The sequence below is a fragment of the Streptomyces sp. WM6378 genome (genome assembly GCF_001279695.1).
GTDB lineage: Bacteria > Actinomycetota > Actinomycetes > Streptomycetales > Streptomycetaceae > Streptomyces.
In genome coordinates this window covers 46,448-69,094 of sequence record NZ_LGDD01000287.1, presented here as the reverse complement: position 1 = coordinate 69,094, position 22,647 = coordinate 46,448, and the positions used below count along the sequence as shown (strand labels likewise).

The window sequence follows — 22,647 nt, the reverse complement described above, 5'->3', positions numbered from 1 at the left end:
CACGCGCCGCCGAAGCCCCGCCTGTACCGTACGAGGAGACCGAAACACCCGCACCGGAAGCCAGCGTGAGCGCCCAGCCAGACGGCCCGTACGGACCGCTGATCCCCATGCCCGACCTCACCTCGGACTCAGCTTGGAGCGGCTCTGCCTGATGGCCCCGGCTCAGTCCAGCGCCATGGTCCCCCGCGTATACCGCATCCCGTACTTCTCCCCCAGCGCGTTGATCTGCTCCAGGTCCATCGTTCCCTCCGGGGTGCGGATCGCCGGGCCCGCTTCGAACACGTCCTCCACGAAGCGGTCCCAGCCGCCCGGAGCCGAGATCTGGAGGGTGCGGACCGGGGGCTGGGAGGCGTTGCGCATGGCGTGGGGGACGCCGTGGGGGAGCAGGGCCGACATGCCTGGGGTCAGGCGGTGCGTCGTGCCCTTGTAGTCGATCTCCATCTCGCCCTCCAGTACGTACACGAACTCGTCCATCAGCTCGTGGACATGGGGCGGGATGTCGACGTCGAGGCGGTTCTCCAGGACGGCCAGGCGGCCCTCGCTGTCGGTGGTGGTGACCTTCACGCCGAAGCCGGGCGGGAGCGGGACTCGGGTGGGGCGGGTCTCGCCCGGCTTGAGTACGAAGAAGCGGTCCTCGGGCATGTCGGATGCAGCGGGCATGGCCGTGCCTTTCTGTGCCGCGGCGGGTGTGCCGTGGTCGGTGGTTCCACCACCGTACGCGCTATGTGGAGGAAAAGCTCCAGTTAATTCGCGACGCCTAGCATGTTCCGCATGACAGGACTGCGTGCCGATGCCCGGCGGAACCGGGAGAAGATCCTGGCCGCGGCCCGGGAGCTGTTCCGTGAGCAGGGCACGGCCGTCGCCCTCGACGACATCGCCCGGCGGGCCGGGGTCGGCATCGGGACGCTCTATCGGCGCTTCCCCGACCGGGACGCGCTCATCACGGACGTCGCCCTGGAGGGCTTCGAGACGGTCCTCGCTGTCGTCGAGGCGGCTCGTGCCGGTGGGGGTGGTGCGGTGGCGGTGCTCGGTGAGGTGTTCCGGCGCGTTGTCGAGCAGCGGGACCGGCTCGTCATGCCGCTCGTCGGGGGGCCCGTCGTGCGCGACCCCCGCGTACGGAAGCTTCAGCGGGCGATTCTGGGCGCGTTGGAGGAGGTGCTCGCCGAGGGGCGGGACGAAGGGGTGCTACGGGCCGACATCACGGCGTTCGACCTGGTCGGGGCGGCGGCGATGGCCTGCCGGCCCATGCCGCATCTGCCCCGCGAGGCGGCGGGCGCCCTCGCCGCGCGGCATGTCGCCGTCTATCTCCACGGGCTGCGGCCCCACGGCGCTCTGGCGCTGCCCGATATGGTCGACCCCGGGGAGTATCTCGGTCTTGGCTGACGGGGGTTGGGGGGAGTGGTGGGAGGCGTGCAGCCTTCGATGCAGGAGCTCATCCGGCGCCGCAAACGCGCCGGGTTCGTGGGGAGGCGGGATGAACTCGCCGAATTCCAGCGGAACTTCGACGTTCCCGTCGACGACGAGCGGCACCGGTTCGTGTTCCGCGTGCACGGCAACGCCGGGGTCGGGAAGACCTTTCTCGTACGGGAGTTGGAGCAGGCCGCCCTGGAGCGCGGGGCGCTGACCGCCTACACCGACGAGGGCGTCGACAGTGTGCCGGAGGCCCTTGGGGCGATCAGTGTGCGGTTCGCCCGGCAGGGGTGGCCGCTCAAGGCGCTCGACAAGATCCTGGCCACCTACCGCCAGCGCCGCTACGAGGCCGAGGCGGCCGGGGCCGGCTCGGGGCCCTCGGCGGGGGCGGTCGTCGCGGCCCAGGCGGGGCTCGCCGGGGTGGGCCTCGTGCCCGGGGTCGGGGTGCTCGCCTCCACCGTCGACCCGGTTCAACTGGCGGAAGGCGCCGAGCGGTTGAGGGCCGCTCTCAGCGCCCGGCTCGGGCGGCAGGAGGACGTGCAGCTCGTCCTCGACCCGCTGCGCGTGCTCACCCCCGTCTTCGTCGAGGAGCTGGGCCGGGTGGCCGCCCACGTGCCTTGGGTGGTCCTTTTCTTCGATACGTATGAACGGACCGGGGCGTTTCTGGACGGCTGGCTGCGCGATCTGGTCACCACCGACCGGTACGGCGGGCTGCCCGCCAACGCGGTGCTCACCCTGTCCGGCCAGGGCCGGCCCGACCCCCTGCGCTGGCCCGCCGCCGCGGACTACGTCGCCGATCTGCCGCTCGACCCCTTCACGGAGGAGGAGGCCCGCCAACTCCTCGCCAGCAAAGGGGTGCTGGACGAGGAAGTCGTACGTGACGTGCTGCGGCTCTCCGGGCGGCTGCCCGTGCTCGTCAGTACCCTCGCCGGGAGCCGGCCCGCGACGCCGGGCGACATCGGCGACCCCAGTGCGACGGCGGTGGAACGGTTCCTGAAGTGGGAGCCCGACCCGGTGCGCAGGTCCGCCGCCCTCGAAGGCGCGCTGCCGCGCCGGCTCGACGAGGACGTGTTCCGCGCGGCCGTCAGCGGGGACGCGGCCGGGCTCTTCGACTGGCTGCGCTCGCTCCCGTTCGTACGGGACCAGGGCGGCCGCATCAAGTACCACGACGTCGTCCGCGCCCCCATGCAGCGCCTCCAGCGCACCGCCTCGCCGCAGCGCTGGCGGGCCGGGCACGAGCGGCTCGCCGCCTGGTACGCCCAGGAGCGGGCCGCGGCCGGCGACGGGCGCTGGCGCGACGAGACCTGGCGCGAGCCGCGCCTCGAAGAGCTCTACCACCGGCTGTGCGCCGACCCCGCCGGCGCGTTCGGGGACGTGCTGCGCGACGGCATCGAGGCCTGCCGCCAGGGCACGGTCACCGCCCGGCGCTGGGCGCGGGTGATCGCCGAGGCCGGCGAGGACGCCAACCGCGAACCGCTGCGCAAGTGGGGCGCCGCCTGCCTCGCGGCGCTGGAGGCCGAGCGGCGCCACGGCATCGACGTCCTCGGCATGATGCTCGCCCGCCCCGAACTCACCGACGAGGACCGGGTCGCCGTGCACATCGCCCGCGCCTGGGGCTACTTCAGGACCGAGGCGTACGAGGAGTCCCTCGCGGACTACCGCCGGGCGCTCACCCTGGACGCCTCCAGCGCGGACGCCTACCACGGGCGGGCCGTCGCCCACCGGGCCGTCGGCGACCACGCGGCCGCCCTCGCCGATCTCGACCGGCTCGAAGAGCTGGAGCCGGGCCGCCCGCGCGCACCCCGCGAGCGCGGCGAGACCCACCGGCGTGCGGGCCGCTACGACGAGGCCGTCGCCGAACTCGGCCGGGCCCTCGCGCTCGACCCCGGCGACGCGCTCATCCTGGGCAGCCGGGGCCAGGCGAAGGCCCAACTCGGCTGTGCTGCCGCGGCGTTGGAGGACTTCGACCGGGCGCTGCTCATCGACCCCGACTACGGCTGGGCGCTGGTGCGCCGGGCCCATGTGCGGGGCCTGCTCGGCGACACCGAGGACGCGCTCGCCGACCTCGACCACGCCGAGCGGCTGTCGCCGTCGTGGGCGTGGGTGCTCGGCGAGCGCGGCGACGTGTACCGGTTCGCGGGGCGCTACGAGGAGGCCGTCGCGGCGTACGGGCGGGCCCTCGCCCTCGACCCCGGGTACGCGTGGGCGCTGGGCAGCAGGGCGGTGGCCCTCGCGGAACTGGGGCGCACCACCGAGGCGCTGGCCGACCTGGACCGGGCCGTCGCGCTGGTGCCGGGCTACGTGTGGGCGTACCAGCAGCGGGCCAGGCTGCACCGGGCTCAGGGCCGCGAGGAGGCGGCCCTGGCGGACCTCGCGCGGGCGGCGCAGGCCGGCACGGCCCAGGGCATCCCGCGCGGCCCGCTCCCGGCGGACGAGGGCGACCCGGCGTACCCGGGCGTCCCGCCGGAGCCGGGGCCCACGCCCAGACCGTAAGGGGATTCACGCAGGGTCGGTCAATTTGCCCTCTTAAACGGGCGCATCCGTTCAGGTACCGTGCTGCCGCATGAGCGCAGCAGCCGGAGCCACCGCACCCGTCTGGGGCCGGGCCGAACAGCAGGACTTCCGTAGCCGGGTACGGGGTTGTCTGCTCGGCGGGGCCATCGGGGACACGCTCGGCGCGGGCGTCGCGGGGCTCGCCCTGGCAGAGATCCGCGAACGGCACGGCACGGACGCGCTCGGCGACCTCGTCCCCGCGTACGGCCGCGCGGGCGCGGTGAGCGCGGCCACCCAGCTCACCCTGTTCACCGTCGACGGGCTCATACGCGCCCAGGTGCGCCGCGACACCGGCGCCTGGCACCCGCCCACCGATGTGCACCGGGCGCATCTGCGGTGGGCCGCGACGCAGCGCGACTGGGGGCCCGACGAGCGCCGCGAGGACAACGGCTGGCTGGCCCGCGAGGAGTGGCTCTACGCCCGCCGCGACCCCGCCAAGGCCTGCCTCGTAGGGCTCGGCGACGACGTCATGGGCACCCTGGAACAGCCCAAGAACCCGGGCGCCGACGACCCGGCCGCGCTCACCCGGTCCGCGCCCTTCGGCCTCCTGGTCGGCTGGGAGCCGCAGTTGGTGCTCCAGCTCGCCGTGGAGTGCGCGGCGCAGACCCACGGCGACCCGGCGGCCTACCTGTCGGCTGGCGCGCTCGCCGTCGTCGTGCACGGCCTGGCCCGGGGCGAGTCCATGGACGGCGCCGTCCAGCGGGCCCTCGCGCAGCTCGCCGTGCGCCCCGGGCACCAGCCGGTCACCGAGGCGCTCAAGCACGCGCTCGGCGCGGTACGGCAGGGCATGCCGAGCCCGAGCCTGGTCGCCACGCTCGGCACCGGGCACACCGCCCCCGAGGCGCTGGCGATCGGCGTGTACTGCGCGCTGGTCGGCGAGGACATCCGGCACGGCCTGCTGCTCTCGGTCAACCACGACGGGCCCTCGGACGCCACCGGCACCGTCTGCGGCAGCCTGCTCGGCGCGATGCACGGCGAGACCGCGCTGCCGCCCGCCTGGCTCGCCCAGCTCGAAGGAAGATCCACGCTGCTCGAACTCGCCGACGACTTCGCGATGGAGATGACCCAGGGCCCCGCGCTGCACGGTCCCGCCGTCAACACGGCGGGTTGGCTGCTGCGCTATCCGAGGGGCTGAAACCACTCGTGCGGGCGGATGACGGGCTCCAGAACCGCGTGTCCTTCGCGCGCGCACGCGTGAGTTCGCCAGGGTCGTCGTCATGACCCCCATCCCCAAGGCCCGCACCGCGTACTCCCGCGGCCTGTCGGCACGCTGGTTCACGGCCCCGCTGGTCGCCCTCGTGCTGCTCGGCAGCGGCGCGGGCACCTCGATCGCGGCCCCGGCCGACGACGCAGGCCACCAGCAGTACGTCCAGTCCGAGGAGGAGCCCGCGTTCACCGCCCCCTCGGCCCGCGAGGGCGACCTCCCGCCGTACGACGCCCGGGACGCCCAACAGGCCGTCGACGACATGGTGATGGACGAGAACGAGGACGACGGCCAGCACTGCCCGCCGCAGAACGACGAGTCGAAGCTCCTCCGTTACGAGCGCTGGGGCCCGCACCGCGACGACGCCTATCCCGCCAACGGCGGCGACGCCCGGCGCGAGCCGGGGATCGTCGGCTGAACCCCGGCGACGCGTTGGCCCGCGCCCGGCGGGGAGCCCAGGGCGGGCCGTCACACCCGTACCGTCGAAGGTCAGTCGGCCGTCGTCACCTTCGCGTCGCCGGCCTCCGGCTGAGCCGGCACGGACGCCGCGGCGGACTTTGAACCCGGGCCGTCGTCATCGGAGTTGATGCGGGCGAGCAGCGCGTCCCGCTCCGGGGTGTCCTCCGGCCTGAGCAGGCCGATCACGATGTACAGGACGAGCGAGATCGCCAGCGGCACCGACACCTGCCACTGCAGCGCCACCCCGGTCTTCTGCGACCCGTCCAGGTCGTAGTTCACGAAGAAGAACGCGAGCAGCCCGGCCGCCCAGCTGGTGAGCGCGGCCGTGGGGCCTGACTGGCGGAAGGTCTTGAGCATGCCCAGCATGAACGGGATCGCGATCGGGCCCATGAGCCCGGCCACCCACTTGATCACGACGGTGATGATGTCCTTGAACGCGGGTGAATTGACCTGCGTCGCGACCGTCATCGACAGGCCGAGGAAGACCAGCGTCGACAGGCGCGCGGCGACGAGCCCCGCGCGCGAGTTCCAGGCGCGGGCCGACTTCGACAGGACGGGCATGACGTCCCGGGTGAAGACGGCCGAGATGGCGTTGGCGTCCGAGGAGCACATGGCCATGGTGTGCGAGAAGAAGCCGACGACGACCAGGCCGAGCATGCCGTGCGGCAGCAGCGTCTCGGTCATCAGGGCGTAACTGTCCGACCCGTCCGGCTTCTTGGCGTGGACCAGGAGCGGCGCGCACCACATCGGGAAGAAGAGCACCGTCGGCCAGACCGCCCACAGAATCGCCGAGAGCCGGGCCGAACGGGTCGCCGAGCGCGCCGAGTCGGTGGCCATGTAGCGCTGGGCCTGGTTCCACATGCCGCCGTTGTACTCGAAGGTCTTGATGAACAGGAACGCCATCAGGAACGTGACGGTGTACGGGCCCGCGGTGGCGTGCGCGTGACCGCTGGGCAGCTTGTCCCAGACCGTCCACAGCGTGGAGAAGCCGTCCAGCTTGCCCATGACGGCGATCAGCATCGCGAGCCCGGCGAACAACTGGATGATGAACTGGCCCAGTTCGGTCAGCGCGTCCGCCCACAGCCCGCCGACCGTGCAGTACACCGCGGTGATGCAGCCCGTGATGAAGATGCCCTGCGTGATCGTGATGCCGGTGAACACCGACAAGAGGGTCGCGATCGCGGCCCACTTGGCGCCCACGTCGACGATCTTCAGCAGCAGCCCGGACCAGGCGAGGGCCTGCTGGGTCGAGACGTTGTAGCGGTTCTTGAGGTATTCGAGCGGGGAGGCCACGTGCAGCTTGGAGCGCAGCCGGTTGAGCCGGGGCGCGAAGAGCCTCGCGCCGATGCCGATGCCGACGGCGATGGGGAACGACCAGGTCACGAAGGACGTGACGCCGTACTGGTAGGCGATGCCCGCGTAGCCGGTGAACATCACCGCGCTGTAGCCGGACATGTGGTGCGAGATGCCGGACAGCCACCACGGCATCCTGCCGCCGGCGGTGAAGAAGTCGGAGACATTGTCGACCCGCTTGTGGGACCAGATGCCGATCGCGACCATCACGCCGAAGTAGCCGATGAGCACGGCCCAGTCGAGACTGTTCATGTGCCCCCTCCAAGGGGTCCGCCTTGTGAACGTCACTGCGCGACGTCAATGAACTCGGGTGCTCTTCGTCAGTACGTCCGGCTCAGCGGCGCCCCGTGCGGGAGCGGGGACTTCGGGGATTGAACCCCTTGTCCAAGGGGATGGTCAAGACATCTCGCGATCACGGATATGAACGCGGATCATAAAGTCGAACGATTTTGCCGTCCCTTTGCTTCGAGGGGTGTTGTCGTGCACGTGACGGGGGCCACACCATGGGGGCACTTCGTCGGGCTCCGTACATCGGACTTCATGCATCGGACTCCCTGCACACGCGAACGGCCGCACGGGATGCGGGTCCCGTGCGGCCGAGAGAGTCAGGTGCAACTGCCTTGTTCTGTACGTGAGTTGATGGGCGGTGCTACCTCATCAGCTCGCCCGCGTTCACCAGCAGCGACTGGCCGGTGATCGCCCGGGCCCGGTCCGAGGCCAGGAAGATCACGGACTCCGCGACATCGGCGTCCGTGGCCAGCTCCGGCAGGGCCATCCGCTCGGTGAGCCGCCCGAGCACCTCCTCCTCGGGCACCCCCTCGGTGTGCGCGGTGAACTGGACGTACGCCTGCACCGGCGGCCCCCACATCCAGCCCGGCAGCACCGTGTTGACCCGGATCCGGTCCGGTCCGAGCTCGCGCGCCATGGAGTACATCGCGGACGTCAACGCCCCCTTCGAGGCCGCGTACGCCGCCTGCCAGACCTGTGAGGGCGCCGCCACCGACGACTGCGTGCCGATCACGACGACCGAGCCGCCGCGCGCCTTGAGCGCGGGCAGGCAGGCGCGCGTCATGCGCAGGGTGCCGAGCAGGTTCACGTCGATGACCTGCTGCCAGGTGGCGAAGTCCGCGTCCTGGAGCCCGCCGAAGTAGCTGTCCCAGGCGGCGACATGGACGACCGCGTCGATCCCGCCGAAGCGTTCCACGGCGAGCGCCGCGAGCGCCTCGCACTGGGCCTCGTCGGTGATGTCGGTCGGCGCGTGCGCGGTGTGGGCGCCGTCCGGGTCGATCTCGGCGGCCGACTTCGCGAGGTTGGCTCCGGTGCGCGCGCCGAGCACCGCGTTGCCCCCGTCGCGCACGACGGCCGCGGCGACCTGGTGCCCGAGCCCGGCCCCGACCCCGGACACGATGACGGTCTTCCCACTCAGCAACATCCGGTCGCCTCCCGGCTCTGGCACTTCTTCTGACGGGGCGTCAGAGTAAGTCCGTCCGGTGGTGGAGGGAAGGGATGCGGCATGACGGAGGACACACAGCCCGAGGCCTACGCGGAGCTGGCGTCGGTGGGGCCCTACGGGGTGCGCCCGGGGCACGCGCTGATCACCATGGTGGAGCCGCACCCGGGCCATGAGTACGCGTACAACCGCTGGTACGAGGACGACCACTACTACGCCGGCGCGATGGCCATGCCCTGGATGTACGCGGGGCGCCGCTGGGTGGCGACCCGCGAACTCCAGGAGCTGCGCTACCCGGAGAAGTCCGCGATCGCCCAGCCGGTGAACGCGGGCTGCTACCTCTCCACGTACTGGATCACCGACGGGCGCTACGGCGAGCACATGAAGTGGACCGTCGGCATCAACAAGCGGCTCAACCGGGACGGGCGGGTCTACCAGGACCGTACCCACGTCTTCACCGCGTTCCAGGACCACGAGGCGACCGTCTACCGCGACGGCGCGGCGGGGCCGCGCGACTACCACGCCCTGGACCACCCGTACGCGGGCCTCGTCCTGGAGGTCATCGACGCCGAGAGCACGGAGGCGCGGGCCGAGTTGCTGGAGTGGCTGCGCTCCCGGCAGCTGCCCAAGCGCCTCGCCGGGGGGCCCGCCGCGATGGTGACGGTGTTCCGGCCGACGCCGCTGCCGGGCGACCGCATGACGTACGTGAAGCAGGTCGAGGGCGTCGGCACCCGGCTCACGCTGCTGTGGTTCCTGGAGCGGGATCCGAGGGAGGTGTGGGCGGACCACTTCACGGGTCTCGACGCCGAGGTCGCCGGAACGGGCCTGGGGAGGCTGGAGTTGGCGGCGCCGTTCATTCCCACCGTGCCGGGCACCGACCGCTACGTGGACGAGCTCCGCTAGCGGCCGGGGGCGCGGACGTGGCCGAGCCCCCTCGGCCGGGACGGCGGACCAGTCGAGAGGGCTCTTGTCGGTAATGCGGGTATCACGTCGGCTGTCGTGGTGGTCAGCTGAGGGAATCCCGGGTCACCTCGGCCACGAACGCGTTCCACGCGCCGGGGGCGAAGGCGATCGAGGGGCCCTCGACGACTTTCGAGTCCCGCACGGCGATGGCGTGCATCTCGGGGGACTTGACTTCGACACATGCGCCGTTTCCGGTGGAGTACGAGGACTTGGTCCAGGTGTCCGTGGCGCCCTGAAGAATGGCCATGTTCGCTCCGGTTCTTGCCAGTTGGTCGTTCTCGGCCAACGTTCTTCGTTGGCGTGATCGACGCTACTCGCAGGTCCCGGGGTACGAGGTGGCCATTCACTCGACCGGATGGCATATTCCGGCCGGGCCTTCCATCACGGTGGGCGAGGGGTGTACGGTGCCGCGCTTCAGTTCTCAGCCGGCCGTGCCGCGGGCGTAGTCCTTCGCGATCCCGGTAATGAATTCCCGGGTCTGGTCCACATTCAGGGCCTGTGCACGCAAGTGCTCGTACATCACGCTGTATTTCTGGACATCATTGGCCTTTTCCAGGTAAAGGTCGCTGGTGACGCCCTCGATGTAGACGACGCTTGAGTCCGAGGCGTCCGGAAATTCCAGAATCGCGTACTGGCCGTTGATTCCCGGATGCGCGCCCATGCTGAACGGCAGTACCTGCACGGTGACATGGGGCAGTTGGGACCGCTCGATGAGGAACTCCAGCTGGTCGATCATCAATTGCTTGTCGCCGACCCGGCGGCGCAGCGCCGCCTCGTCGATGACCACCCACAGCCGCAGGGGGTTCTCCGCCGCCCGCACCCGCTCCTGCCGTCGCAACCGGACGTTCACCCGTTTCTCGACGTCCGTGGGGGCTGTCTCCGGGAGCGCCCCCGCGATGAGGGCCTCCGCGTACTGCGGGGTCTGGAGCAGGCCCGGGACGACCTGCGGATCGTAGACGCGCAGGCTCGCGGCGTCCGTCTCCAGGCCGATGTAGACGCTGTACGGGATGTCGCCGAAGGCGTGCCACCAGCCCTGCTGGCGGGAGTCCTTGGCCATCTGCATCAGTGAATCGACGATGCGGTGGTCCTCGACCTCGTACACCCCGCACAGATCGCGTACGTCGCGCTGGCTGATGGAACGGCGGCCGTTCTCAAGGCGGCTGATCTTCGACTGGGACACCAGCAGGCGTTCGGCGACCTCTTCGGCGGTCATGCCTTTCAGCTCGCGGAGTCTGCGCAACTCCTGGCCCAGTCGGCGCCGCCTGACGGTGGGATTGACATTGGACGCCACGGGAAACGCACCTCCGGCTCACGGCTTTTCTGTTCTTCTGCTCTGCAGACTGCCACCAACATCCGGGCGCGCGCTGGAAAATGGCCACACACAGCGACTACGCAAACGCGCGGGGCTGTTGGGACAGCCCCGCGCGTTTCATGGTGCGGCTCCCGAACCGGGTCATGGGGACGACGGTGCGGCGGTATTGCGGTGCGACTGGTGATGCGGATTCTGCCGGTGCTGCTAGTGGTGAGCCACGGCCCTCGCCATCGCCCCGTGGTGCGGCTGCATCGGGACGCCGGCCGCCGCTGCGTGGCGGCTTCCGTTGTCCGGCGCGGCGCCGGGGCCCTGGCCGCCTCGGCGTGGCTGAGCGGCCACACCGTTCTGGACGTCCATCACGGCGTGCGCGACGAGACCGCCCATCGGGTCGTGCCTGATCAGGTCCCTGAGACGGGAGCGCGATGAACGCCCCTCGTTGCCGGGGTACAGGTGCTTGCCGAGCCCGACTGCGTGGGCCAGCGCGGCAAGCGCCGCGGTCCGCGGGTCCGGCGGTACGCCGGTGCGGATCGCACTGTCCAGCCGGGCCCTGATGTCCCGGCTGATCGCCGTGTCCGTCGCTTGGTAGCGAGTCGTCGGCAGCACCCCGCACATCTGGCCCGCCACGGCATGGACCATGCCGCACCGCTCCAGGTGCGCGAGGTAAATCTGGCGGAGCCCGAGGCGGGGCCCGCCGATCCAGTGGACGGCCCGAACCGGGCTGCCGCGCCTGCGCAGCAGTTCCAGTGCGGAGTCCAAGGTCGGATCTCCTGTCGGCCGTGCCATCACCACGGCGATACGATCCCCGTCTGGGGCTATCCGTCCTGCCAGAGCCAGCTCCACTAGCTGGGCTCCGGCGAGGCCGAGGTCGAGCGACTGCGGCTGCGCTGTGGTACCCGTGGCCGGGTCCAGAGCGAGCAGCAACAGCTCTTCCGGAATAGTTCTGCGGCTCCTGCCCATCCATGCCTCCCCGCGTGGATGAATGACAGGGTGACCCCTCTCACATTCATCTGTCGAGAGCGCCTGGGTGGTTCGTACGGGAACCGACAGGTATGTCGTTCTCGTCTAGCCGGGGGGTCCTACCCGGCACACGGGACACTGGTACATGGTTCGGACAGTTTCGGATGACGCCACCCGGCGTCTGGAGGAGGCATCGGTGGCGGGCGAGTCCCCCGACAAGTCGGAGCAGAAGCAGTCGTCGGGGGAGACGACTACGAGCGAACGCGACCCGCGCATCGCTGTCTCCCACTCCCCGTCCCCCTCCGGGGCCCCTGCCCGAGAGGACGGCGCCAAGGCGGCGAATGGTTCCGGCTCCGGTGCCGGTACGGGTTCCGGTCCGGCCTCCGCGTCGGCTTCGACCGCTGCGGCTTCCGCGGCGGGCGGCGTCGATCAGGCGACCGCGGTCTTCCGGGCCCCGCGCCAGGAGGACGGCGACTCCCGGCTCCGCGCGGCGGTCGCGGCATGGGTCGACCAGGAGGCGGACCCGAAGGACGAGGCGGTGTCTGAGGACGCGGCTTCCGAGCCGGAGGCGGCCGCTGAGCCGGCCGAGCCGGAGAACGCCGCGAAGGCCGAGGCTCCGAAGGCCGAGCCCGCCGAGCCCGCCAGCCCCGAGCGGGTCGCCAATTCGGCCACCGAGTCGGCCGCCCCCAAGGCGGATCAGGCCAAGCCGGAAGAGTCCAAGGACAGCGGTACCGAAACCGAGGCAGCCGCCCCGAAGCCGGACGGCGCCAAGCCCGCGCCCGCGACCCCCGGCGCCAAGCCTGAGCCGTCCGACAACGCGGCCACCGCCGCTGACGCGGAGCCCAGCGACGCCAAGGCCGACCACGCCAAGCCGGACGACGACCGGGCCGACGGCGTAGACGCGGCCCCTGGCGCGCGAGCCACCTCCTGGGGGGCCAAGGCGACTCCCTCCGAGGCCGGCGGACCGACCCCCTCCGAGCCGAAGGCGAGCCCCGCGAAGGCCGAGTCCAAGGCAGCGCCTTCCGCCTCCGAGGCCGACGGATCGAGCCCGTCCGAAGCCGGTGCGAAGCCTGCCGAGCCCAAGGGAATCGACCAGCCCACCGCCGTCTTCAAGGCCCCCGCGCCGCCCGCCGTCGACCAGCCCACCGCGATGCTCAAGCTGCCCGCGCCCAAGCGGGAGCCCGCCGGCGAGGGGACCGGCAAGCGGTCGAGCCAGTTCATACCGCTGCGCTCGGACGACGCGGGCGCGGGCACGGCCGCCCCCGGCAAGAACCTCAACACCCCGGCGAACAGCCTCGACGCCCCCGTCAGGAAGCCCGAGGCGCCGAAGGTCACCCCGCCGCCGGCCGCCGGCCCCGGCCCCGCCGCGGCCATCCCCGAGCGTGCCGAGCGGACCCGGCAGCAGCCGCTCCCGCCGAAGCCCCCGCTCGATCTGCTCGCCGAGCTGACGAACACCCCGCCCCCGCCGCAGACCCCGGTCCGCACCACGGTGCGGCGGTTCAAGATCTGGACCCCGCTGGTCCTGCTCCTCCTGATCGTCTTTGCAGTCGTACAGATCCTGCGTCCGCTTCCGGCGCCGAAGCTGACCCTGACCTCGGCGGCGACGTACACCTTCGACGGCGGCGCGCTGAACCTGCCGTGGCCGGCCGAGGGGCAGTCGGCGGTGTCCGTGGACGGGGTGGGCAGCCTCGGTACGCACGGGGAGCAGAAGCCCGCGCCGCTGGCGAGCGTGGCCAAGACGATGACCGCGTACGTGATCCTCAAGGGCCACCCGATAACCGGGAAGCAGGAGGGCGAGAAGATCACGGTCGACCAGCAGGCCGAGGACGACGCGAAGAAGCCCGACGAGTCGACGGCGCCGATCCGCAAGGACCAGCAGTTCACCGAGAAGCAGATGCTCGAACTGCTGATGATCCCGTCCGGCAACAACGCCGCCCGTCTGCTGGCCCGCTGGGACGCCGGATCCGAGGAGGCGTTCATCCAGAAGATGAACGACGCCGCCAAGGAACTCGGCATGACCAGCACCACGTACACCGACCCGAGCGGTCTGAAGGAGACCACGGTCTCCACGCCGACCGACCAGCTCAAGCTGGCCCAGGCCGTCATGCAGAACGACGTGTTCCGCGGCATCGTCAACACGCCCCAGATCAAGATCCCGGGCATCGACACGATGATCTACAACAACAACACGATCCTGCTCAAGCCGGGTGTCAGCGGCATCAAGACCGGCTCCTCGACCCCGGCCGGCGGCAATCTGCTGTGGTCGGCCGACACGGTGGTCGACGGCAAGAACCAGCGGATCTACGGCATCGTCATGGGCCAGCGCACCGGCACCACCCTCGACAACAAGCTGAAGGCCGCGATCAGCAACAGCTACACGCTGATCCAGGCCGTGCAGAAGGCCGTCACCTCGGCGACGGTCGTCAAGAAGGGCGACGTCGTCGGGTACGTCGACGACGGGCTCGGCGGGAAGACCCCGCTGGTCGCCGCCAAGGACCTCAAGGCGGTCGGCTGGCCGGGCCTGAAGGTGGACGTCACGCTGGGCGCGGGCGGCAAGCCCGTTCCGCACTCGGCGAAGGCCGGCACCGTCGTGGGCGAGCTGTCCATCGGCTCGGGCAACGGCAGGCTGACCGCGCCGGTCGAGCTGAAGAGCGCCCTGACCGAACCGGGCACGGGCGACAAGCTCACCCGACTGGGCTGACCACCCCGATCGCATCGAGGGCGCCCCGACCTGCGGGGCGCCCCCGTGCTAGCTTCGGGCAACTGAGGACGCGGGGACGGCGTCCTTGGAATCAGGGGACAATCTCGGGGGAGACCCTCGGGGAACCTCCGCGCGGACCATGTGCAGATGCACACGGTCGCGCTTGCCAGGTGAGACAGCGTGAGGCGGGAGAGCCGCAGTGACCACCGCTGAGCCGACGCCCACCCGCGCCGACAGCACCGCGAGTACGAGCACGACCGAGATCACGGGTACGAGCCCGGCCGGGACCAGTACAGGGACCACGCCCTGGTCCAAGGCGCGAATACGCCTCGGAATGGGACCGGGACCGGGGCTGAGCCCGGACTCGTGGCCGATGCGCCACCCCGTCGCGTTCGTGACGGCGGCCGCGGCCGTGACCCACGTCCTCTGGTTCTTCCTCTTCGCGAACAGCGGCGGCGACCTCGCGGCGCAGGACGCCTGGGCCGAGTTCGTGGGCCGCCACCCGACGTCCGCGTACAACCTGGCCTGGTACGGCGGGATGCACCCGGTCTCGTACAGCGTGGTTTCGCCGTATCTGATGACGGTGCTCGGCGTGCGGACGACGATGATGATCGCCGGGACCGTGTCGGCCGGGCTCACCGCGCTGATCCTGGTGCGTGTGAAGGCGGTCCGCAACCCGCTGGCCTGCTCTTTCGCCGCGCTGTTCGCGTTCCTGTGCAACGCGATGTCGGGCCGGGTGACGTTCGGGCTCGGCATGATGTTCGCGCTCGGCGCGGTGGCCGCGGTGTTCTGCTGGCCGCACAACAAGCGCGAGAACCGCTGGCCGAAGGCGGCCGTGGCCGCGCCCTGTGCCGCGCTCGCCACCGCGAGCAGCCCGGTCGCCGGACTGTTCCTCGGCCTCGTCGCGGCCGCGCTGTTCCTGAACAAGCGCCGCCCGGGCGCGTACGTGATCGGCCTGCCGCCGGTAGTGGTGGTCGGCCTGTCGGCGTGGCTGTTCCCCTTCTCGGGTACGCAGCCGATGTCGCTGGCCACGACGTCGGGCCCGTTCCTTTTCGCGCTGCTCATCCTCTTCCTCGTACCGAAGGACTGGCGGACGGTCCGCACGGCGGCGCTGGTGTACGGCGTCGCGGTGCTGCTGTGCTTCGCGATCCAGTCGCAGATCGGCTCGAACATCACGCGCATGGCGATGCTGTTCGCCGGAGTGGTGCTGCTCGCGGCCCTCCCGTACACGGTGCCGAAGTCCCGCAAGTGGTACGCGGTGCTGCTGGCCTTCGTCGGCCTCAACGGGTGGATCGGCTTCAAGTCGGTGGACGACATCGTGAGCACTGCCCCCGCCGCGACCTGGGCGCGCGATCTGGCGCCGCTGGTCGACCAGTTGCAGGGGCTCGACGCGGAGACCGGCCGGGTCGAGGTGGTCCCCGCCTCCAGCCACCGGGAGGCTTCGGCGTTCACCCCGTACGTGAACCTGGCCCGCGGCTGGAACCGTCAGGCGGACATGCAGCGCAACCCGCTGTTCTACGACGACACCCTGAACGCGGACAACTACCACGCCTGGCTGAACCGCTGGGCGGTGCGCTACGTGGTGCTGCCGCTGGGCCCGGCCGACGTCAACGGCGCCGTCCAGGAGGGCAAGCTCATCAAGGAGGGTCTGCCGTACCTGAAGCAGATCTGGTCGAACGAGCACTGGCGCCTGTTCGCGGTCGACAACCCGACCCCGCTGGCGGACCCGCCCGCCACGGTCAAGCACGCCGGCGAGGGCGAGGTCACGGTCGAGGTCCGCTCCCCGGGCAAGATCCTGATCCGCATCCCGTACTCGCCCTGGCTGAAGCTGGTCGACGCGAAGGGCAAGGGGGTCGTGCCGCCGCAGGAGACCCCGGAGTCCAAACTCCGCGGCCACGGCCAGAAGACGTACACGAACCCGAACGGCTGCCTCCGCAAGGCCCCGATGACGCCCTCGGGCGACGAGTGGACCGAACTCCTCGCCCCGAAACCGGGCACGTATTACGTGGCCGCGCCGTACAGCATTCCCCGGGGGACGGGGTGCCCGGAGGGGGTGGTCGAGCCGTGAGGGCTCCGCACCCCCGGCAGACGTTCCGGGCACGGTAGGAACTGCCTGCCGTCGGTCATCCGGACCAGGGTTGCCGGGAAGCCTCCGAGGCCCAGGGGATCAGGCCTGCCCCCTGGGCCGGGTGAGCGTCTCGACCGCGTCCAGCGCGAGATGCCAAGGGAATGCGGCCGGGTTTCCCCGCTTGGGCGGGTGCGAGGCGTACCCGGCCTTCCCGTCGAGGTAGGCCACACCCTGAGCCCGCAGGTCCGAGATGCTCCGGGCCACTGCGGGCTGGGCCCCCTGAGCCTGGTTGAAGTACGGCATCGCGGCGACCGGCACACCCATGTGGACGCCTTCGGAGACGAGGCCGAGTGCCAGCGTGTCAGCGATTCCCGCGCCCCACTTGTTGAGGCTCGTGCAGCTCAACGGCGCCACCAGCATGGCGTCGGCCTTCGGCAACGCATCGCTCTCGCCCGGGAGTTTGTACTGCGAGCGCACAGGATGCCCCGTCAGCTCCGCCAACTCGCCGAGACGCGGCTCCCACCAGCGGGCCGCCGCCGGAGTGAGCACGAGGCATGTGTCCCACCCCCGTTCCTGTGCCTGGCGCACCCCTTCCTCGACGAACTCGGCGGGCCCGGCGGCGCAAGCGATCAAGTACAGAACTCGTCGTGTCATGCCGGGAGTCCACAGCGCTCGGCCAATGCGCGCAAGCCGGAGTCCGGGGCTGCCGTCGCCGCCATCACGTCCTTCACCAGGCTGACGGTGGACGGGCGCCCATAGACCTCCTCCGGTGCGAGCCTGGCCGCTTCCTGCAGTGCCTTGGCCGCCTCTTCCTTGTGCCGTGTCACAAGCTGAGCGCGTGCCAGTGTGATGTGGTGCTGCGCCCGGCGCTCGTATGTCAGGCCGGCCAGTACCCCGGGTTCCAGCGCAGCCGTGGCCTCCAGTGCCGACCAGCCGTCCTCGAAGCGCGTCAGCACGTCCACCCGGTGCATCTTCACGTTCGTCGGCCCGAACATCGTCCAGTCCTCGTTCAGGTCCGCACCCTGCTGGGCGGCGACGTCCGCGGCCTGGTCGACGTATTCAGTGGCCTGCCGCACCGCTTCCGGCGACCGCTGCACATTGGACGCCGCGATCGCGGCATTGAGATAGAGCATGCCCAGCGTCGAAAGACCCAGTGGCCCACATGCCTTCAAGTCCGCCGCGAGCCGGCCGGCCGCGTCGAGGGCGAACTCGACTGCGGCAAGCGGAAGTTGCTGATACGTCAAGGACTTCGCCACCCGACGGGCTGCGGCTCCGATGGCAACCGGGTCCCCCGACCTCTCGGCCGCAGCCAGCGCGCGGTCGGCCACCACGGCTGCTGGAATCGCTGTCGGCCGCCCGTACTTGTGCAGAAAGGAGGCCGCCAGCTGCAGAGTGCGCGACAGCAGGACGTGTGCCTCGGCGGCCTCCCCCTCTGCCGAATCGGCGGCGGCCCGGGCGAGCGCGATCAGCTGAGGCAGGTCCCGGCCCAGAGCCCCGTAATGGGAAGCCTGGAAGGCCTCACAGCAGTACGTAAGCCGCCGCTTGATGTCGGCGAGCTGCGGTGGCGGAACGTCATCGCCAGCCCTGCGGTAGAGGGCGTCGATGACCGCACCGGCCTCGGCAGGCGCCACATCATCGGCGGGTGGCGGGGGCGGTGCATCGGACAAGAGCTGCTCCAGAGGAACGCGCAGGACCCTCGCCGCGCGCACCAGAACCGACAGGCGCGGATCTCTCTGGCGCTTCCCACCCTCCAAGTCCTGCACCCACCGCGTGGCCTGCCCCATCAGGCGGCCGAAGTCGGCCTGAGTGAATCCGCGGCGTTCCCGCCAGCGGGCGATGCGACGGCCGATGCGGCCAGCGTCCATGGCGCACTCCCGAGCAGGCCACGCACTCTGCGTGCCCGTCTCCGTTGTACCGCGCCCTACGGTGCAGCCACAGGCGATCACGCGCCGGGCCACACATGTGAGGTACGGGATGACGGAACAGCCAGATCTTGGAGACCAGCGCCTGCTGATCGGCAGGGAACCCTGCTGCCACGACGGCGTGCTCACGGACGAGCCGGTCAAGATCGGTGAAGCCCATACGGCGGCAGGCGTCGGCGAGGACATCTACTGCTGCCGACAGCACCTCCCGCTGTACGGAGCAGACGCGATGACGCCGATGAGCCGCACCAAGTTCTGCGTCTCCTGCGACCGGCCCATCGAGGGCGCCGCCATCAAGGTCGCGGGCGAGAGCCACCTGGGCGCGTCGAGTGGGGCCAGGGGAGACGACTACCGGCATGTGAAGGGTGACACGGCTTGTCGGCCGCGTGGTCGTTGATGCCGAGGACTTCGATGCCCCCGAGCCGCTGGTGGCGCGAGGCGCTGGGCCGGACCGTGGGTGCTGGGGAAGCGGCTTGGGGCTGAGGGAGGGGGGCGGGAGGATGGCTCCGGAGCCCTGATACGGCCCGGGCAAGGCTGAGCCGAGATCCCCGAGCGATCAGACGCAGGCTCTCAGAGCAGGCCCCGTACGTACGCGGCCTGGCCGACATGCTGGAGGTCGTCGCCCAGCACGCTCACCAGGCGGATGCCCAGCGTCACCGGCGGGTCCCAGCGCTCGTCCACGACGCGGTTGAGCGCATTGCCGTCGAGCTTGCCGAGGAAGCCGAGCGTCTGCTCGTGGACCGCGTCGTAGTAGTCGAGCAGCAGCCTGCCCGACGCCACCCGCACCTGGCCGACCTGCTTGGACGTGTGCCCGTATCCGGTGTCCGTCTTCACCAGAGGCAGATCGAAGCGGTCTGCCCAGCCCTTCGCCAGCCACACCTGCTCGACCCCGGCCGCGTCGGCGATGTGGTCGTCCTGCACCCGCGTGAGATGCCAGACGAGCCATGCGATGGAGTTCGCCTCGCCGTCCCCCGGCCTGGTGTGGAGTTCGTCGGCGGAGAGCCCGTCGACGACGGCGTGCACCTCTTCCTGGATGCGTCCGTAACCGTCGATGAGTACGTCCTGTGAGCGCATGCCATGCAGTCTCGTCCACGTAGGGGATCTCGGCCAACGGGGCCGGGGGGCGTTTCGCGACGAAGCAGGCTCTCTTTGATTCCGGGGGACTTCGGGAGCACCCCCGGTTGCCCTGGGTGTGAGGCTGTGCGGGGACGAGGTGCGCCGCTGGGTAGGCGGCTTCCAACTGCCTTGTGGGGCAGAAGAGTTAGCTGACGGAAGCCGCTTCGTTCTGATTGCGTGGTGTTGGGCGTACGTGGCCTAGGAGGCTGGGTCGCTGGCGTCGCGCGCCATGGGGCTTTCGCCCCGCCATTCCCCACGCTCCGCGCGACCCCGCGTGTGCCGTATGCGTAGGGAAACCGGAGGCCCTGCCGCCCAATAGGACGGCAGGGCCTCCGGCCTGCTGCTTCGCTGGTGCCCCCGGCAGGATTCGAACCTGCGACACCCGCTTTAGGAGAGCGGTGCTCTATCCCCTGAGCTACGGAGGCGGGGGCTTGTCGGAAACCTTGCTGAAAACCCCGGTGCGGGGTCCCTGGCCTGGCTGGACAAACGCCCTGGTCAGGCTGCTGATGCCGGGCTCGGTGACGGTGCCCCAGGGACACTTTGCCGAGCACACGGCCTGATAGCCGACTGACCGCGGACAGCCTAGCGGATCGGGCGACGGGAGGGGGTACCCGGTGGTGTGCCCGGTCTTCGGGATGTGCGTGATAGGCCTCTGAGCTGGGATTTCTAAGGCTGCTGCGGCTGCGGTGAGGCTACTAGGGAGGCGGATGTGTCCGGGGTGCGCCTGCTGTGATGTCCGTTTCGAGGTTCTGGCGCTGTGCGAGCCTGCTGATTCGTGAGGATCTGGTTCTGCGGCCTTCCCAGACCCCGGACGCTGGCGGCGAAGTCCGCGGTGCGCTGGCAACGGGGGCAGACGGGCAGAGGGGCTGTGGTTCTCCGGGCGGCGATACGTGCGCTGGATGAACTTGCGGACGTCCGGTTCGGGGTGCCAGGGGGGCGAGGGCGGTGTCGAATTTGGCGACGTAGTCCTTGGCCCGTCGATTGGACGCGGGCGAGGAAGCCGACGTTCGATTGCCGAGTTCGATGCCGTGGCCAAGGTCGTGGGCCTGCAGGTGGGCGGTGACGACGATGGCTCGTCGCATGTCGACCGAGCGGGTGATCATCCCGGTCGGTATGGCGGTGGCCTGCTTGTTCCAGGCCAGGGAGGCCTTGGGGTTCTTCAGGTCGTGGAAGACCTCGACGGCGTCCGCGGAGAGGCGGGCGTGGTGATAGAAGTCGATCCAGCCGGACTTGTCGCGCTGTGTGCTGTGGTCTGGTCCAGCAGATCTTCGGAAGCCGCCAGGGCCGGTGAGGCGGCTCGGAGATCGTTCTCGCGGGCATGGGTACGAGCCCTGATGAGCTTGGCGAACGCCAACAGCTTCGCGGCGGCTGGCCTTGGCCTGCTCGAAGGCACCCTGGGCCTATCGACGGCTTTGGAGGCGAAGCCTCGCATCAGGGGACTGCATGGCCATCGTGGTCAGCGCAATGCAGCCGATCTGGACGTCGTCGTCGGCGCTGGGCAGGCAGAGGGCCTGGATGAAGTGCCGCTGGGCTGCATCGTGCTGATTGATATGGAAGGCCGTCTAGCACGTCAGGCCCGACAACTCACCAGTCATACTGAAGAGTTCACGGCCGACTTCGTCCGAGAGGCCGCCTGCGTTGCCTTCTGCCCTCATGGTGGGCGGTGTCGTCGGTGGGGCTGACCAGGCAGCGGGTGACGGGCACGCCGAACAGCCGGTCTTGGGTAGCCGCCCTGGACTCTTGCTGTTGGTCATCGAAGCTCAGAACTCAAGCGTCCGGTGCAGAAGTCGCAGGCTTGCCGACTGCTGTTACACGGCTCGGTTCCGGGTGCTTTCGCCTTGGCGGAAGAGCCAGTTGAGGCGGGGTTCGATGAAGGGCCTCATCACGTGCTGGATGGGACGGGTGCAGAGCAGGAGGGCGAGGGCTATGGACAGGACGGTGAGGGTGGCCTGGCCTGCCGGGTGGTGCAGGACTTCACGGTTGTAGACGTGGGTGTGGACCAGGGCTTGGCGTACGAAGGCGTGGATGAGGAAGGCGCTCATGGTGCCGGCGCCGAGTGCGGTGAACCAGGTTCGGCGATTGGGGACAAGGGCGAGGAAGGCTGCCGTGAGGACGAGTCCGGCGGCGTAGATCGCGGCGGACTGGGCGAGCCAGTGCGTGTATGAGACGTGGAGCTCGTCGGCACTGCTGCTGCGGTACAGCCATCCAGCTCCGAGACGCGGGGCCAGCCAGTACGCCGCAGTGCCTGCCACGGCAAACACGGCGAGGGCTGCTCCCTTGACCCACCGGGACTCGCGCAGCCAGGCCAGGTGGGACGGGCGCAGCGTCAGCCCGATGACGAAGAAGGGCAAGAACTGCAGGACGCGGGTGATGGAGAACTGGGCACCGAGGGAGAAGGCGCCGGCGGCCAGGAAGAGCGCGGTGGCGATCGTCACGGGTGCGCGCAGGGTTTGCCATATCGGGGCAGTCAGGCGCCAGAGACAGAGCGCGATCAGGAACCAGGTGATCCACACCGGCGTAAGCGGTTGGATCTTCGCGTGGGCGCCGGAGAGCGTGTTGTTGAAGAGTGTCAGCAGAGTGCCCCACAGCACGAACGGTATGAGCACGCCGCTGGCCAACCGTCTGAGTTGTTGCGGTTGGGCGGTGAAAGTCCGAGAGAAGAAGCCCGATATGAGAATGAATGCGGGCATGTGGAAGGCGTAGACGAGCAGGTAGAGGGCTTTGAGGTGGCGCTGCCCCGACTGTTCTATGAGCGGTTCCCAGAAGTGCCCGCAGACCACCAATACGACGGCCAGCAGCTTCGCATTGTCGTAGTACGGGTCCCGGCTCTTGCTGAGTTTGTCCTTGCTGTCGGAGCGGAGGGCCGGGGGAGCGAGCTGGGTCACGTGGACTACCTCGGAGACTGGCGGTCATGGGCAGGCGCTGCGGACGCGGAACCGCCACAGTCGACGCTGATCGTAGACCCGCCGGTGGGACACCTGTGCGATAGCTCGGTCTGGCTCTCTTTGCTTCAAGTGGGTGTCTTCATGAAGTGGCAGGTGGAAACGGCAGCGATAGCGCCGCGCTCTCGCGCTGAGTGAAGCCGGGTGCGACCAAGCCTGGGCGTCGTGACGCTATCGAACGGCGCCACTCGATCGCTTCTGGGGCGGATGGGGGCATGCAGATTTTCGAGAGAATAG

General features: G+C 70.2%; 19 protein-coding genes and 1 tRNA gene. 9 read left to right on the top strand and 11 right to left on the bottom strand.

Annotated elements, in window-relative coordinates:
* Positions 1–162: 162 nt before the first annotated feature.
* Positions 163–660 (bottom strand): cupin domain-containing protein, encoded by a 498-nt coding sequence (locus ADK54_RS21580; protein ID WP_234392154.1) that lies wholly within the window; start codon positions 658–660, stop codon positions 163–165.
* Positions 661–771: 111 nt separating this feature from the next.
* Here ADK54_RS21580 and ADK54_RS21575 point away from each other — a divergent pair, with 111 nt between their 5' ends.
* The 4 genes from ADK54_RS21575 to ADK54_RS21560 all read left to right on the top strand — a co-directional run bounded on the left by ADK54_RS21575 (position 772) and on the right by ADK54_RS21560 (position 5,585).
* On the top strand, positions 772–1,383 hold the full coding sequence (locus ADK54_RS21575) for a TetR/AcrR family transcriptional regulator (protein WP_234392153.1): 612 nt from the start codon (positions 772–774) through the stop codon (positions 1,381–1,383).
* Positions 1,384–1,410: 27 nt separating this feature from the next.
* Positions 1,411–3,903 (top strand): tetratricopeptide repeat protein, encoded by a 2,493-nt coding sequence (locus ADK54_RS21570; protein WP_324610190.1) that lies wholly within the window; start codon positions 1,411–1,413, stop codon positions 3,901–3,903.
* Between the two features lie 70 nt (positions 3,904–3,973).
* On the top strand, positions 3,974–5,098 hold the full coding sequence (locus tag ADK54_RS21565; RefSeq protein WP_053727309.1) for an ADP-ribosylglycohydrolase family protein: 1,125 nt from the start codon (positions 3,974–3,976) through the stop codon (positions 5,096–5,098).
* 82 nt (positions 5,099–5,180) lie between these two features.
* Positions 5,181–5,585 (top strand): hypothetical protein, encoded by a 405-nt coding sequence (locus ADK54_RS21560; RefSeq protein ID WP_053727308.1) that lies wholly within the window; start codon positions 5,181–5,183, stop codon positions 5,583–5,585.
* 71 nt (positions 5,586–5,656) lie between these two features.
* Here the strand turns inward: ADK54_RS21560 and ADK54_RS21555 are convergent, their stop codons facing one another.
* Complete coding sequence (locus ADK54_RS21555) at positions 5,657–7,231, bottom strand: sodium:solute symporter family protein (RefSeq protein WP_053727307.1); 1,575 nt, start codon at positions 7,229–7,231, stop codon at positions 5,657–5,659.
* Between the two features lie 397 nt (positions 7,232–7,628).
* The gene (locus tag ADK54_RS21550; RefSeq protein ID WP_053727306.1) at positions 7,629–8,411 is read right to left on the bottom strand and encodes an SDR family oxidoreductase; all 783 of its coding nucleotides are present in this window, start codon (positions 8,409–8,411) and stop codon (positions 7,629–7,631) included.
* An 81-nt stretch (positions 8,412–8,492) separates the two neighbouring features.
* Between ADK54_RS21550 and ADK54_RS21545 the strand changes: the two genes are divergently transcribed.
* Positions 8,493–9,332, top strand: a complete 840-nt coding sequence (locus ADK54_RS21545; RefSeq protein WP_053727305.1) for a hypothetical protein — start codon at positions 8,493–8,495, stop codon at positions 9,330–9,332.
* A gap of 103 nt (positions 9,333–9,435) precedes the next feature.
* On the opposite strand, the gene ADK54_RS21540 is transcribed toward ADK54_RS21545, so the two are convergent.
* The 3 genes from ADK54_RS21540 to ADK54_RS21530 all read right to left on the bottom strand — a co-directional run bounded on the left by ADK54_RS21540 (position 9,436) and on the right by ADK54_RS21530 (position 11,661).
* A complete protein-coding gene (locus ADK54_RS21540) occupies positions 9,436–9,639 on the bottom strand; it encodes a DUF397 domain-containing protein (RefSeq protein WP_053727304.1) in 204 nt (67 codons plus the stop codon).
* Between the two features lie 174 nt (positions 9,640–9,813).
* Positions 9,814–10,683 (bottom strand): helix-turn-helix domain-containing protein, encoded by an 870-nt coding sequence (locus ADK54_RS21535; protein WP_053727303.1) that lies wholly within the window; start codon positions 10,681–10,683, stop codon positions 9,814–9,816.
* 225 nt (positions 10,684–10,908) lie between these two features.
* Positions 10,909–11,661, bottom strand: coding sequence for a GOLPH3/VPS74 family protein (locus ADK54_RS21530; RefSeq protein WP_053727302.1), 753 nt, complete (start codon positions 11,659–11,661; stop codon positions 10,909–10,911).
* Positions 11,662–11,857: 196 nt separating this feature from the next.
* On the opposite strand from ADK54_RS21530, the gene ADK54_RS21525 reads away from it, so the two are divergent.
* Together ADK54_RS21525 and ADK54_RS21520 are read left to right on the top strand one after the other, a co-directional pair.
* On the top strand, positions 11,858–14,362 hold the full coding sequence (locus tag ADK54_RS21525; RefSeq protein ID WP_053727301.1) for a serine hydrolase: 2,505 nt from the start codon (positions 11,858–11,860) through the stop codon (positions 14,360–14,362).
* Between the two features lie 199 nt (positions 14,363–14,561).
* Entirely contained in the window at positions 14,562–16,430 is a 1,869-nt protein-coding gene (locus ADK54_RS21520) for a hypothetical protein (protein WP_053727300.1), read from the top strand.
* A gap of 99 nt (positions 16,431–16,529) precedes the next feature.
* On the opposite strand, the gene ADK54_RS21515 is transcribed toward ADK54_RS21520, so the two are convergent.
* Complete coding sequence (locus ADK54_RS21515) at positions 16,530–17,084, bottom strand: flavoprotein (protein WP_053727299.1); 555 nt, start codon at positions 17,082–17,084, stop codon at positions 16,530–16,532.
* The gene (locus tag ADK54_RS21510) at positions 17,081–18,295 is read right to left on the bottom strand and encodes a helix-turn-helix domain-containing protein (RefSeq protein WP_053727298.1); all 1,215 of its coding nucleotides are present in this window, start codon (positions 18,293–18,295) and stop codon (positions 17,081–17,083) included. Before ADK54_RS21510 ends, ADK54_RS21515 begins: the two co-directional genes overlap by 4 nt.
* Before the next feature lie 109 nt (positions 18,296–18,404).
* Between ADK54_RS21510 and ADK54_RS21505 the strand changes: the two genes are divergently transcribed.
* Entirely contained in the window at positions 18,405–18,749 is a 345-nt protein-coding gene (locus tag ADK54_RS21505) for a hypothetical protein (RefSeq protein WP_053727297.1), read from the top strand.
* Between the two features lie 173 nt (positions 18,750–18,922).
* On the opposite strand, the gene ADK54_RS21500 is transcribed toward ADK54_RS21505, so the two are convergent.
* Positions 18,923–19,426, bottom strand: coding sequence for a mycothiol transferase (locus ADK54_RS21500; protein WP_053727296.1), 504 nt, complete (start codon positions 19,424–19,426; stop codon positions 18,923–18,925).
* Positions 19,427–19,817: 391 nt separating this feature from the next.
* Positions 19,818–19,893, bottom strand: a tRNA-Arg gene (locus ADK54_RS21495).
* 603 nt (positions 19,894–20,496) lie between these two features.
* Here ADK54_RS21495 and ADK54_RS46145 point away from each other — a divergent pair.
* Positions 20,497–21,150 (top strand): hypothetical protein, encoded by a 654-nt coding sequence (locus tag ADK54_RS46145; RefSeq protein ID WP_159047867.1) that lies wholly within the window; start codon positions 20,497–20,499, stop codon positions 21,148–21,150.
* Between the two features lie 126 nt (positions 21,151–21,276).
* Here ADK54_RS46145 and ADK54_RS21485 read toward each other — a convergent pair whose 3' ends face one another.
* Complete coding sequence (locus ADK54_RS21485) at positions 21,277–22,353, bottom strand: acyltransferase family protein (protein ID WP_053727294.1); 1,077 nt, start codon at positions 22,351–22,353, stop codon at positions 21,277–21,279.
* Positions 22,354–22,647: the final 294 nt, after the last annotated feature.